This is a genomic window from Thermodesulfobacteriota bacterium, assembly GCA_040755095.1.
Taxonomy (GTDB): domain Bacteria; phylum Desulfobacterota; class Desulfobulbia; order Desulfobulbales; family JBFMBH01; genus JBFMBH01.
Genome location: JBFMBH010000030.1, coordinates 23,589 through 35,328, shown reverse-complemented (window position 1 = coordinate 35,328; position 11,740 = coordinate 23,589). Strand labels below are relative to the sequence as shown.

The window sequence follows — 11,740 nt, the reverse complement described above, 5'->3', positions numbered from 1 at the left end:
ATGGTGGGCGAGTTTCCCTCCCTGCAGGGCCGGGTGGGCGCCGACTACGCCGCCCGCCAGGGGGAAGAGGCGGCGGTGGCCCAGGCCATCGAGGAGCATTATCTGCCGGTGCGGGCGGGCGGGGCACTGCCCGCCGGCCTGGTGGGCACCCTGGTGGGCGTGGCCGACAAGATGGACACCCTGGCCGGCTGTTTCGGTATCGGCGCCACCCCCACCGGCACCACCGACCCCTTCGGTCTGCGGCGCCTGGCCATCGGCCTCTTGCACACCGTGACCCATCACGGCCTCTCCTTGTCCCTGGCCCCCCTGGCCCATGAGGCCCTGTCTCTCTATCAGGACCGCCTGACCGTGCCCCGGGACCAGGCCGCGGCCGCCCTCACGGAGTTCATCCGCGGCCGTCTGGTGAATGATTCAGTCAGCCGGGGCCTGCCGGCGGATGCCGTGGAAGCCGGGGTGGCGGTGGGCTGGGACGCGGTGGTGGATACCGGTCGCCGCATCGAGGCCCTGGCCGGCATCCGCCAGCAGCCGAGCTTCACCCCGCTGGCCATCGCCTTCAAGCGGGTGATGAACATGGTCAAGACCGGCGGCGCCGGCCCCCTGGAGCCGGCACGGCTGGTGGAGCCGGCGGAGGTGGCCTTGCACCAGGCCTTTCTCGCCTGCCAGGCCACGGCCGGCCCCTTGCTGGACCGCCAGGATTACGGCGCCGCCCTGGAAGCCTTCTGCGCCATGAAAGAGCCGGTGGACGCCTTCTTCGACCAGGTGCTGGTGATGAGTGGGGACGAGGCCCTGCGGGCCAACCGCCTGGCCCTCCTGACCGCCATCGCCGATCTCTTTCTGCGGGTAGGGGATATCTCGAAGATGCAGGTCAATCGATAGGCCTGCCAGCCGGCCTTGCTCCTGGCCGCCCATCCCCGGGCGGCCGCTGATGGCCTATCGTCAATCCGCCAGGCCACAGGACCTGACCCAGTCGATGGCCGCCATGTACAGGCTGGGGAAGGCCTCCGCGTCGACCCCGCAGCTGGTGGCCCGGGCCAGGAACCCCGTCCAATCCCCCTGCTCATAGGCCTGCACCAGGGCGAGGCAGTGCTGGAGGCGGTTGTCCTTGCCCAGGAGCGCCGCCGTCAGCTCCTCGGGCAGGGACAGCTCGGCCAGCAGCCGCTCCATGGGCTGGTCGAGAATGGCATCCAGCAGCGAGAACATCCCCACCAGGAAGAACTCACCGGTGCGGGCCTCGGCCCCCAGACCCCGTTCGGCCACCAGCTCGCACAGCCGCGCCCGCAGCACCGACAGCCGCAAGAGCTCCGAGGGCTTGTCGGCAGCCATGTAGGACAGCATCATCAAAGACAGCCACTTGCGCAGATGCACCTCGCCGAGCAGGCCGATGGCGGCCTTGAGGGAGCTGATCTCCTGGGGGCGGTAGAAGGCCGCGGAGTTGACGTACTTGAGGAGCTTGTAGGAAAGCGAGACGTCCCGGCCGATGATCTGGGCCAGTTGATCGAAGTGGTAGCTCTCGTCCTGCAGGCGGCGGATGATCTGCAGGTAGGTGAGCTTCGACCCCGGAATATCCCGCCCCACGACGATGTTGGGACGGCTGAAGAAGTAGCCCTGGAAGAAGTGGCAGCCCATGGCCAGGGAGGCCTGGAACTCGGACTCGGTCTCGATCTTCTCGGCCAGGAAGCGCAGGGACGGCTTCTGGCGCCGGAACCGCTCCACCACCTCGGCCATCTCCTCCAGGGACTGCTGCTGGAGGTCGAACTTGATGATCTGGACATGCTCCAGGAACGGCAGCTTGGCCGGCGTGTAGACGAAATCGTCCATGGCCAGCACATACCCCTGGCTGGCCAGGGAGCGGCAGGCGGCCAGGACCGGCGGCACTGCCGGCACGTTCTCCAGGATCTCCACCACCGTCTCCCGGCGGGGAAACAGGGTCGGATACTCCTTGACCAGCATGCCCTGGGTGAAGTTGATGAAGGCCTTCTTGCCCTCGGTCAGGTTCTTGATGCCGATGAGCAGGAAGCTGTTGGTGATGACCTTGGAGGTGGCCGCCTCGCCGTCGGCACCGGCGAAGAAGTTCTCCAGCCCGGACCGGAACAGCAGCTCGTAGCCGAACAGCGCCTTGTCGCGGCGGAAGATGGGCTGGCGGGCGATGAAGATGTTGGCGGTGTCGTTGGGCACGTGACTGGCCTGGCCTGGGGGTCCCATGTCACCCATTGTAGCCCCGCGCCAGCCAACACGACAAGGAGACGAAGCGGGTCAGTCCCCGAGCAGGATCGGATCCGGCAGCCGGGGCTCGATGATCCCCAGGCGCAGGAGATCCCGGACCAGCTCGGCCAGGGGCAGGCCGACCACGTTGCTGGCCGAGCCCCGGATGCTCTCCACGAGAAAGCCGCCGCAGCCCTGGATGGCGTAGCCGCCCGCCTTGTCCAGGGGCTCGCCGGTCAGGGCGTAGGCCTGGCAGACCTCGTCCGGCACGTCGGTGAAGTCCACCTCGGTCTCGGCGCTACCCTGGATCACAGCCTCTCCCTGGGCATGGCACAGGGCATAGCCGGTGACCACCGTGTGCCGCTTGCCCGCCAGGCTCTTCACCATGCCCTCCGCCTCCCGGGCGTCGGCCGGCTTGCCCAGGATGTCACCGTCCACCACCACGGCGGTGTCTGCCCCCAGCACCCAGGTTTCCGGGCAGCTCCGGCTCACGGCCTCGGCCTTGGCCGCCGCCAGCCGCAGCACATAGGCGACCGGATCCTCGGCCGGTGCCGGCGCCTCTTCCACCATGGCCGGCCAGACGCGAAACTCCAGGCCCAGCTCGTCGAGAAAGGCCTGGCGCCGGGGCGAGGCCGAGGCGAGCACCAGGGGGAGGAGGGAACGGAAGGGGCCTTTGCGGCTATCGAATCGGTGTGCTGCCATGGTGTCTCCCTCCTTGGCGCCGGCAGCCGGCGGTCCCGGGCCGTTGCCTCAAGCCCGGATGGAGTAGCCGCCGTCCACGGTCACCGTCTGGCCCTGGATCATGGCCGCCAGCTCGCTGCACAGGAAGAGAGCGACATTGGCCACATCCTCGGGCGTGGTCAGGCGGCCCAGGGGCGTGCCCCGGCGGGCGGTTTCCAGGATCTGCGCCCGGTTGGGGAAGCGCTTCAAGGCCTCGGTGTCCACGGCGCCGGCACTGATGACATTGACATTGATGCCCTTGGGTCCCAGCTCCACCGCCAGGTGGCGAACCAGAGACTCCATGGCCGCCTTGGACGAGCCCACCGCGGCGTAGTTCTCGATGGCCCGTACCGCCCCCAGGCTGGAGACGGCCAGGATCCTGCCGGGGCCGGGCATGAGGGGCACCGCCTGCTGGCTCAAGGTGAGCAGGGCCCGGGCGTTGATGTCCATGGTCCAGTTCCAGTGCCGGGAGCTGAGCTCCAGAACCGGCTTCAACACCCCGGAGGCGGCATTGCTGACCAGGATGTCCAACCGGCTGTAGGCGCGGCGGATCTCCTGGAACATGGCCGCCACATCCCCTTCGTCGGCGACGTTGCCCTGGACCACCAGGCAACGGACGCCTTGCGCCTCAATCTCGGCGGCGGTAACCTCGGCATCCTGCCGGTGCCGGAGGTAGTTGACCACCAGATCGACACCGTTGGCCGCCAGCTTCAGGGCCACCGCCCGCCCGATCCCCCGGGAGCTGCCGGTGACCAGGGCCACCTTGCCCGCCAGTCCGAACATACCCTCCTCCTTGTGCCTTGGCGCCTTTGCCGCCACGGTACTACGGGACCGCGCAGCCTGTAAAGGCGCATTTCCCGGAAAGGCCGTGGCTGGTGGCCGGCCAACATGCTATAGAACGGAGGATCTGTCAACCCCTGGCACAAGCCCTTCTCGACCGCGAGGATCGCCCATGCCCCTGCCGCATCGCTTCCGCCTGGCCACCTTCAACGCCAACTCGGTCCGCTCGCGCCTGCCCATCATCCTGGGCTGGCTGGCGGCGCACCAGCCGGACGTCCTGTGCCTCCAGGAGACCAAGGCCCAGGACCAGGACTTCCCGGCTGCGGCCTTCCGCGAGGCCGGCTACCACGTGGTCTTTCGGGGGGAGAAGTCGTACAACGGCGTGGCGATCGCCAGCCGGCAGCCCCCGGACGAGGCCCGCTACGGCTTCGACGACGGCGGCCCGGCCGACGACACCCGCCTGATCATGGTGCAGGTCGCCGGGCTTGCCATCGTCAACACCTACGTGCCCCAGGGCCGGGCCTTAAGCCATCCCCAGTTCCAGATGAAGCTGGAGTGGCTTGCCCGCCTGGCCGCCTACTTCGACCGCCACTTCACGCCAGAGGCCGCCGTGATCTGGGCCGGGGACCTGAACGTGGCCCCGGAGCCCATGGACGTCCCCAGCCCCGAAGAGCTGGCCGAGCACGTCTGCTTTGCACCGGCGGCGCGCCAAGCCCTGGCCACGACCAGGGCCTGGGGCTTCATCGATGTCGTGCGCCAGCACCACCCGGAGCCAGGCCTCTTCACCTTCTTCGACTACCGGGTGCCCAATGCCGCCAAACGGGGCATCGGCTGGCGCATCGACCACATCCTGGCCACGGCTCCCCTGGCCGCCCGTTGCCAGGATGCCTTTGTCGACCTCGCCCCCCGCCTGGCGGCCAAGCCTTCGGACCACACCTTCCTGGTGGCCGATTTTGCGCTGAGCCAATGAAAAAGCCGGCCCTTGGGAGAGAGGGCCGGCTTTTTCAGGAGAAAGGAGAAGATTGGAGACTTGCCTTCTTGACTAGCAAGGGGCGTGCCAGACCGGCGAGCAAGCCCTCAACCCATTGATCTGCAAGGATTTTCCGCCAGAAGCCGCCCTCCAGCCTTTCCCCTCCCCTGGTTCAATTTCTTGTACCACCCCGGATGGCCGCCCGGGGCCTTCTCCAAATTAAGCGGCTATTTCAACAGGATAGCAGGATCGCTAATTTTGTACCCCGGCGCGCCGGCCGGCAGAAGCAGCCGGGCCGGCGGCCAGCGCCCCCAGGGCCGCTTTCCGGGGGCGGCCGGCCGGCCGGGTTCAAATTCTTGGCCCGGTGGCCTCCCGCTCAGCCGCCCCGGGCCCAGTTGAGGAGGCCACCGGCCACGAGGATCTGCCGCTGCCGGGGCGAGGCCTCAAGACGGGCCATGACGGCCTGACCATTGACCAGCAGCGTGAGGGTCTCCTGACCCGCGGCCAGGGCCTGGCGGATGCCAGGGATCGCCACCCGATCGCCCACCGCCAGCCGTTCGTAGTCCGAGGCGTTGGCGAAGGTCAGCGGCACGATGCCGAAGTTGAAGAGATTGGCCAGGTGGATGCGGGCAAAGCTCTTGACCAGCTTGATCCGCACCCCCAGGGCCCGGGGCGCCAGGGCGGCGTGCTCCCGGGACGAGCCCTGGCCGTAGTTCTCACCGCCCGCCACCAGACCGCTCTTGGCGGCCCGGGCCCGGGCCACGAAGCCGGGATCCACCGCCTCGAACACGAACTCGCTGATCGCCGGAATGTTGCTGCGCAACGGCAGGATCTTGGCGCCGGCCGGCATGATGTGATCGGTGGTGATGTTGTCGCCGGTGACCAGGAGGATCTCGCCCTCCCAGTCCTCGGGCAGGGGCTCGAAGCGGGGGAAAGGCTGGATGTTGGGACCGCGCAGGATCTCGACCTCTGCCGCCTCCCCGGCCGGCGCCGGCAGCAGAATCCGCTCGTCGCCCGGGAGATAGCGCTCCGGCAGGCTGAACGCCGGCCGCCGTCCCAGCTCGCGGGGATCGGTGATCGCCCCGTGGATGGCGGCGGCCACTGCCACCTCTGCGGAGCACAGATAGACCTGGTCGTTTCTGGTGCCGCTGCGGCCCGGAAAGTTCCGGGGAAAGGTGCGCAGCGAGATGGTATCGGTGGCCGGGGCCTGGCCCATGCCGATGCAGCCCAGGCAGCCGGCCTGGTGGATCCGGGCGCCGGCCAAAAGCAGGGTCAAAAGGTCTCCCTGGGCGGCCAGGTTCTCCAGCACCTGGCGACTGCCGGGGTTGACCTCGAAGGACACTGCCGGATGCACCTGCCGCCCGGCCAGCACCCGAGCCGCCAGGGTGAGATCCGGCAGTCCCGAGCAGGAGCAGGAGCCCACCAGGACCTGGGCCACCGGCCGCCCCGCCACCGCCCGCACCGGCTGCACATTGTCCGGCGACGACGGGCAGGCGATCAGGGGCTCCAAGGTGGACAGATCGATCTCCATGCTCTCCTGAAAGGTGGCATCGGCATCGGCGGCCAGGGGCGCCCAGTCCTTCTCCCGGCCCTGCGCGACCAGAAAGCGGCGGGTGGCTTCATCCGAGGGAAAGATCGAGGTGGTAGCGCCCAGCTCGGCCCCGAAGTTGGTGATGGCCGCCCGCTCCGTCACCGACAAAGAGGCCACACCCGGCCCCCAGTACTCGATCACCCGCCCCACCCCGCCCTTCACGGTCAGCCGCCGCAGGAGCTCCAGGACCAGATCCCGGGCCGACACCCAGTCCGGCAGCTGGCCGGTCAGATACACCCCCAGGACCCGGGGCATGGTCAGAAAGAACGGCTGGCCGGCCATGGCCATGGCCACGTCCAGGCCGCCGGCGCCCATGGCCACCATGCCCAGACCACCGCCTGTGGGGGTGTGGCTGTCCGAGCCCAGGAGGGTTCGGCCCGGCCGGCCGAAGCGCTCCAGGTGGATCTGATGAGAGATGCCGTTGCCGGGCGGCGAAAAGAGGAGACCGAAACGACGGGCCGTGGACTGCAGGAAGCGATGGTCATCGGCGTTGCGGAAGTCCGACTGCAGCAGATTATGGTCCACGTAGGAGACCGACAGCTCGGTGCGCACCCGCGGGATGCCGATGGCCTCGAGCTCCAGGTAGGCCATGGTGCCGGTGGCGTCCTGGGTGAGGGTCTGGTCGATGCGGATGCCGATGGTCTCCCCCGGCACCGGCCGCCCCTCCACGAGGTGGCTGGCGATGATCTTCTCGAAAACGGTCTGGCCCATCGACTGTGCACTCCCTGGCGCTCTTGGTGTATGCTGGGCGAGGGACGGTGGCGTGCCCCGACGCCGGGCCCACAACGGGCCACCGCTCCCTGCCGCCGGCCCTGCTGCCGGCGGAAGCGGTATACTGACCACGTTTCGCTGCCGGTGTCAATATTCCGACGACCGGCGGGCCAAGAGCCGAAAACCCGACACCGGCCCGGGTGCAGCCCGAGCCGGCATGCGGCCCCGCTTCCGGCCCCCGGGGCCGCCGCTGGTCATGGCATGGGTGTTGCTTACGGCCAGGACAGGGGCTTCCCATCCCCGGGGCACCCGACAGCAAAAAGAGGACAGCAAGCGATGGCGGATGACGCACAAGCCCCCAGCACCGCGGCCAAGGGCAAGAAGAAGATGATGCTCATCATCATCCTCGGGGTGGGGGTCCTCGCTCTGGGAGGCGGCGGGTTCTTCGCCTACACCAAGTTCTTTGCCCATCAGGCGACGCCGGAAGACGAGGCCGAGACCGGCCACCAGCCGGTCCGCACCGCGGGCAAGGAGCAGGCGCCGGGCGCCATGTACAGCATGGAGCCCTTTATCGTCAATCTGGTGGATCCCAAGGGCAAGCGCTACCTGAAGCTCAAGATTCAGGTGGAGGTGGATACCGAGATCATCGTCGAGAAGCTCAAGAAGCTCGACCCCCGGCTCCGGGACGCGGTGATCATGCTGCTCACCAGCCTGTCCTTCGAGGACGTCATGACCCCGGAGGGCAAGATCCGCATCCGGGACGAGCTGTTGGACCGCTTCAACCAGGCCATCAAGCCGGATCGGGTGCGCAACATCTATTTTACGGACTTTGTCGTGCAGTAAGACGGTCGCACGGCCCGGGGGTCCAGAGGACCTGTAGGGCCTACAAGTCCTAATAGGTCCTATGAAACCCATGAGTCCTATGAGCCCCGGATAACCTCCGGCGCCGCTGCGACTGCCAAGGACTTGCCACACCATGGAACAGATCCTCAGCCAGGACGAGGTGGATGCCCTCCTGAAGGGCATCACCGGTGGCGAGATCGAAGAGGTCGAGGAGCCCATCGATGCCGAGGCCCTCGGCTATACCCCGTATGACTTCACCCGCCAGGACCGGCTGGTCCAGATCAAGATGCCGGCCCTGGAGGTCATCAACGATGCCTTCCTGCGCGCCCTGCGCACCTCGCTGTCCACCGCTCTCCGCCGGATCATCGACATCACCACCGTGCCCATGGAGCTGGACCGCTTCGGCAACTTCATCCGCACCCTGCCGGTGCCAAGCTCGCTGCAGATCTTCAAGATGGATCCCTTCCGCGGCCATGCCCTCCTGGTCATGGAGCCCCGGGTGGTCTTCGCCTTTGTGGAGAGCTTCCTGGGTGGCAGCGGCCGCCGCAACATCCGCATCGAGGGCCGGGACTTCACCCCCATCGAGCAGCGTCTGATCCGGCGGGTGGTCAACATCATCTTCACCGACATGGAGAAGGCCTGGCACTCCCTGCATCCGGTGACGGTCCAGTACATCCGCAGCGAGATCAACCCGCAGTTCGCCAAGATCTGCGAGCCCGAGGACGTGGTGATCATCAACAAGTTCGAGGTGGACATGGAGCGCAGCGTCGGCAGCATCACCTCCTGCATCCCGCTCACCAATCTGGAATCCATCAAGCATCTTTTGACCACCACCTTCCAGAGGGAGAAAGCGGGCGAGGACATGACCACCCGCAAGCTCATCACCGAGAACACCGGCAACCTGCCCATCTCCATCAAGGTGGAGCTCGGACGGGCCTTCATCCCGGCCGGCGACATCATGGAGCTGGGGGTGGGCGACATCATCCAGCTGGGCAACCGCAAGGATGACCTCCTGCCCGCCTTCATCGCCGGGATCCGCAAGTACATGGGCAAGCCCGGCATCCACCGGGGCAACAAGGCCTTCCAGATCGTCAAACGGGTTCTGGATCCCAACAACGACTAGCCGCTGCGAGCGGCAAGGGGGAAGTCATGCCGGACAAATCCCTGGACGATGCCTGGGCCGATGCCCTGTCCGATCAGAGCGGGGGCGGCAAGGCGGCCAAGGGCGGGGACGAGTGGTCCGTGGCCATGGGCGGCGGCAGCCACGCCGCTGAGTTCGAAGAGCTGGGGGACGGGTCTGCCCAGCAGCTGGGCACCCAGAACCTGGAATTCCTCCTGGACGTGCCCCTGGAGGTGACGGTGGAGCTGGGCAGAAGCACCATGATCGTCAACCGCCTCCTGCAGCTCACCCAAGGCTCGGTGGTGGAGCTGGACAAGGCGGCCGGCGAGCCGGTGGACATTTACGTCAACGGCAAGATGATGGGCAAGGGCGAGGTGATCGTCCTCAACGAGCGCTTCGGGGTGCGGATCACCGAGATCATCAGCCAGGCCGACCGGGTGAAGAACATGGGGTGACGCGGCGCGGGATCGTCACCGGCGCCCCGCTCCTGGCCCTGGCCGCCACCGCTGTCCAGGCCGCCGAGGAGGCGGCCCGGACCGTGGCCACCGGCGCGGCCGAGACCGGGGCCCTGGTGGAGCCTGCGGCCTGGCCGGCGCTCCTCAAGGTGACCGGCAGCCTGGTGCTGGTCCTGGGACTCCTGGCGGCGCTGGCCTTCTGGCTGCGCCGCCTGGGCCTGCCCGGACTGGCCGGCCGGCCGGGGAGCCTCATCCGGGTGCTGGACCAGCGCCTGCTGGGCCCCAAGAAATCGGTGGCGGTGCTGGCGGTGGGCCAGGAAACGATCCTGGTCGGCATCACCGACCAGGCGATCACCTTTCTCTCCCGGCTGGGGGAGCCACCGGCCCCGGCCGCGCCGGAGGAGGCCGCCGGCCGGCCCGGCGCCTTCGCCAGCCTCCTGGCCCGGGCCGCAGACCCGACGCCGCGTACGGAGCAAGGACCCTCATGAGCAGTCAGCCCCGCCCCACCAGCCGCCCGGGTGTCCTGACCCTGGCCCTCATCCTGGCCCTGGCGCCGGCACCGGCCCTGGCCCTCTCCCTGCCCACCTTGCGGCTGGGGGTCGAGGAAGCCACCACCCCGGCCCAGGTCTCGGTGCTGGTGGAGATCCTGCTCCTGTTCACCATCCTGACCATGGCGCCGGCCATCATGCTGATGATGACCTCGTTCACCCGGCTGGTGGTCATCTTCTCCTTCCTGCGCAACGCCATCGGCACCCAGCAGATGCCGCCCAACCAGGTGATGATCGGCCTGGCCCTGTTTCTGACCTTCTTCATCATGCGGCCGGTGGCCGCCGAGATCCACACCAAGGCCATCGAGCCGTACATGGCCGAGACCATCTCCCTGGAGCAGGCCGTCACCGAGGCGGCCCAGCCCCTGCGCGCCTTCATGTTCCGCCAGACCCGGGAGAAGGACCTGGGGCTCTTCATGGCCATGGCCAAGCTCGACAAGCCCCAGAACCGGGACGACGTTCCCACCCTGATCCTGATCCCCGCCTACGTGATCAGCGAGCTCAAGACCGCCTTCCAGGTGGGCTTCGTGCTCTTTCTGCCCTTTTTGATCATCGACATGGTGGTGGCCTCGGTGCTCCTGTCCATGGGCATGATGATGCTGCCGCCGGTCCTGGTCTCCCTGCCCTTCAAGCTCCTGCTTTTCGTGCTGGTGGACGGCTGGCATCTTCTGGCCGGATCCCTGGTGCGAAGCTTCGGCTGAAAGGCTCGAGCCTCACTGCCCAGGAGCTGCCATGACCACCCTCGACGTTCTCAGTCTGGCCAAGGAGACCATCGTCCTGACCCTGCTCCTTTCGGGTCCCCTGCTCCTGGTGGGCATGGTGGTGGGCGTCCTCATTTCGCTGTTCATGGCGGTCACCCAGATCCAGGAGATGACCCTCACCTTTGTGCCCAAGATCGTCGCCGTGCTGGCCACCCTGCTCTTCTTCACCCCCTGGATGATGGGCAAGATGACCTCCTATGTGGAAAGTCTCTTCCTGCGGATTCCGGACATGATCCGCTAGCCGCCATGCCGGATTCCTTTCTTCTCAACTGGACGGTCGAAAGGCTCCTGATCCTGACCGTGATCATGGTCCGGGTGGGGACCCTGCTTTTTCTCATGCCGGTTCTCGGCTCCCGGGGCGTGCCCAGCCAGGTGAAGGCCCTGTTCACGGCGGTGACCGCCCTGGCCCTGGTAGGGGTGGTGCCGGTCTCGGCCCGGGACCTGCCCGCCGGTGCCGCCGGCTGCCTGCTGCTGGTCCTGAGCGAGCTGACCTTCGGGGCCATCCTTGCCCTGTTCGCCCGCCTGGTCTTCGCTGCTGTCGAGACCGGCGGCCAGATGGTGGGGGTGCAGATGGGCATGGGCATGGCCGGGGTCATGGACCCCCAGTTCGGCACCCAGATCTCTCAGGTGGGCCAGTTCTGGAACCTGACCGCCATCCTGCTCTTCCTGGCCGTGGATGGCCACCACCTGTTCCTTGCCACCATGGCGGAAAGCTTCGCCTGGGTGCCCCCGGGCGGCCTCACCCTCTCCGAGGCCACCTTCCGGGGTATGATGGCCGGGGTCAGCCGCATGTTCGTTCTGGCCATCAAGATCATGGCCCCGGTCTCGGCGGTGCTGTTCTTCTCCCAGGTGGCCCTGGGCATCCTGGCCAAGACCGTGCCCCAGATCAACCTGCTCATCGTCAGCCTGCCCTTGAACATCGCCCTGGGCTTCATCTTCGTCGGGCTGTCCCTGGGCCTGTTCGCTCCCCTCTTGCTGAAAGAGATCACGACCCTGGAGCGGCTTCTGCCCCGTCTGGCCCAGGGCCTGGGAGGATAAG

At 67.5% G+C, this 11,740-nt stretch carries 13 protein-coding genes; 9 read left to right on the top strand and 4 right to left on the bottom strand.

Annotated features, from left to right (window positions below; translation table 11 throughout):
• On the top strand, positions 1-876 hold an 876-nt coding region (locus tag AB1634_06855), incomplete at its 5' end, for a glycine--tRNA ligase subunit beta (protein ID MEW6219244.1).
• 60 nt (positions 877-936) lie between these two features.
• On the opposite strand, the gene AB1634_06850 is transcribed toward AB1634_06855, so the two are convergent.
• Genes AB1634_06850 through fabL form a run of 3 tightly spaced genes read right to left on the bottom strand, consistent with a single transcriptional unit; the run spans position 937 to position 3,696 of the window.
• Positions 937-2,202, bottom strand: coding sequence for an HDOD domain-containing protein (locus AB1634_06850; GenBank protein ID MEW6219243.1), 1,266 nt, complete (start codon positions 2,200-2,202; stop codon positions 937-939).
• Positions 2,203-2,253: 51 nt separating this feature from the next.
• Positions 2,254-2,904 (bottom strand): nucleoside triphosphate pyrophosphatase, encoded by a 651-nt coding sequence (locus AB1634_06845; protein MEW6219242.1) that lies wholly within the window; start codon positions 2,902-2,904, stop codon positions 2,254-2,256.
• Between the two features lie 48 nt (positions 2,905-2,952).
• The gene (fabL, locus tag AB1634_06840) at positions 2,953-3,696 is read right to left on the bottom strand and encodes an enoyl-[acyl-carrier-protein] reductase FabL (protein MEW6219241.1); all 744 of its coding nucleotides are present in this window, start codon (positions 3,694-3,696) and stop codon (positions 2,953-2,955) included.
• A gap of 178 nt (positions 3,697-3,874) precedes the next feature.
• On the opposite strand from fabL, the gene xth reads away from it, so the two are divergent.
• The gene (gene xth, locus AB1634_06835; GenBank protein ID MEW6219240.1) at positions 3,875-4,672 is read left to right on the top strand and encodes an exodeoxyribonuclease III; all 798 of its coding nucleotides are present in this window, start codon (positions 3,875-3,877) and stop codon (positions 4,670-4,672) included.
• A gap of 376 nt (positions 4,673-5,048) precedes the next feature.
• Here the strand turns inward: xth and AB1634_06830 are convergent, their stop codons facing one another.
• Positions 5,049-6,974, bottom strand: coding sequence for an aconitate hydratase (locus tag AB1634_06830; protein ID MEW6219239.1), 1,926 nt, complete (start codon positions 6,972-6,974; stop codon positions 5,049-5,051).
• Between the two features lie 336 nt (positions 6,975-7,310).
• Here AB1634_06830 and AB1634_06825 point away from each other — a divergent pair, with 336 nt between their 5' ends.
• The 7 genes from AB1634_06825 (at position 7,311) to fliR (ending at position 11,739) form a co-directional block, all read left to right on the top strand.
• A complete protein-coding gene (locus tag AB1634_06825; protein MEW6219238.1) occupies positions 7,311-7,817 on the top strand; it encodes a flagellar basal body-associated FliL family protein in 507 nt (168 codons plus the stop codon).
• A gap of 133 nt (positions 7,818-7,950) precedes the next feature.
• On the top strand, positions 7,951-8,940 hold the full coding sequence (gene fliM / locus AB1634_06820; GenBank protein MEW6219237.1) for a flagellar motor switch protein FliM: 990 nt from the start codon (positions 7,951-7,953) through the stop codon (positions 8,938-8,940).
• 26 nt (positions 8,941-8,966) lie between these two features.
• Positions 8,967-9,392, top strand: a complete 426-nt coding sequence (gene fliN, locus AB1634_06815) for a flagellar motor switch protein FliN (GenBank protein ID MEW6219236.1) — start codon at positions 8,967-8,969, stop codon at positions 9,390-9,392.
• Positions 9,389-9,880 (top strand): flagellar biosynthetic protein FliO, encoded by a 492-nt coding sequence (gene fliO, locus AB1634_06810; protein MEW6219235.1) that lies wholly within the window; start codon positions 9,389-9,391, stop codon positions 9,878-9,880. The genes fliN and fliO overlap by 4 nt, the downstream gene beginning before the upstream one ends.
• Entirely contained in the window at positions 9,877-10,641 is a 765-nt protein-coding gene (gene fliP, locus AB1634_06805) for a flagellar type III secretion system pore protein FliP (GenBank protein MEW6219234.1), read from the top strand. Before fliO ends, fliP begins: the two co-directional genes overlap by 4 nt.
• Before the next feature lie 31 nt (positions 10,642-10,672).
• Positions 10,673-10,942: a flagellar biosynthesis protein FliQ gene (gene fliQ / locus AB1634_06800; protein ID MEW6219233.1), complete on the top strand. Its 270-nt coding sequence runs from the start codon at positions 10,673-10,675 to the stop codon at positions 10,940-10,942.
• Positions 10,943-10,947: 5 nt separating this feature from the next.
• Entirely contained in the window at positions 10,948-11,739 is a 792-nt protein-coding gene (gene fliR, locus AB1634_06795) for a flagellar biosynthetic protein FliR (GenBank protein ID MEW6219232.1), read from the top strand.
• The last annotated feature ends 1 nt before the right edge of the window (position 11,740 follow it).